This window comes from Tsukamurella sputi, assembly GCF_007858445.1.
Lineage (GTDB): Bacteria > Actinomycetota > Actinomycetes > Mycobacteriales > Mycobacteriaceae > Tsukamurella > Tsukamurella sputi.
Window position 1 is genome coordinate 1 of the sequence record NZ_VIGV01000127.1, and the last position, 590, is coordinate 590.

Below are 590 nucleotides of genomic sequence, written 5' to 3' on the forward strand. Positions count from 1 at the left end.
ATCTGTTGCCGGCATCTTATTAACGACTTATGCGGTGATCGTTCAAGCGAGTTTTGCTGAGGCGTTGTTTATCACGATGATTGGTGCCGGTGCAGGTACAACAATATCGAAGGGCGTTGTCGATACAATGCAAAAGAGAAAAGATCATGAATAAGGTCTTATCAGTATTAGTAACAGTTATGAGCGCTATAGGCGCTTTTTTAATGCTCTTAATTCGGCAGAAGAATCGAGAGCTTGAGAAGAAAGATGACGAAATCAAACAACATAAATCAAAAGCAGAGCAACAACAATTTATTGCTGAGCAAGAAACAGAAACAAAGAATGCTACAAGTAGCATCAGTAGCGCTTCTGAGTCTGATATTGACAGCATGCTCGAGCAAACTGGTTCATACCGAGATTGATTACCGTGCTATTAATTGTGCAGGTTGGAAGAAGGTGTTGGTTGATCGAGATGATGTCTTGAGTAAAGCAACTAAGGAAGATGTAGTCTCTCATAATTCACGTTACGTTAAGTATTGCGAGGGATTGTAATGGTAAAACTTGCAAGCTTAATAGAGAAATTCCCAAAGACATGGAAGGGCGCGATTATC

1 protein-coding gene is annotated in these 590 nt (G+C 40.3%); it reads left to right on the plus strand.

Annotated elements, in window-relative coordinates:
* Positions 1 to 146: 146 nt before the first annotated feature.
* Positions 147 to 401: a DUF2681 domain-containing protein gene (locus FK268_RS26055; protein WP_109201837.1), complete on the plus strand. Its 255-nt coding sequence runs from the start codon at positions 147 to 149 to the stop codon at positions 399 to 401.
* Positions 402 to 590: the final 189 nt, after the last annotated feature.

Excerpts from the sequence above, each read along its gene's own strand:
- FK268_RS26055 (WP_109201837.1), top strand. The coding sequence starts at position 147 with ATGAATAAGGTCTTATCAGTATTAGTAACAGTTATGAGCGCTATAGGC.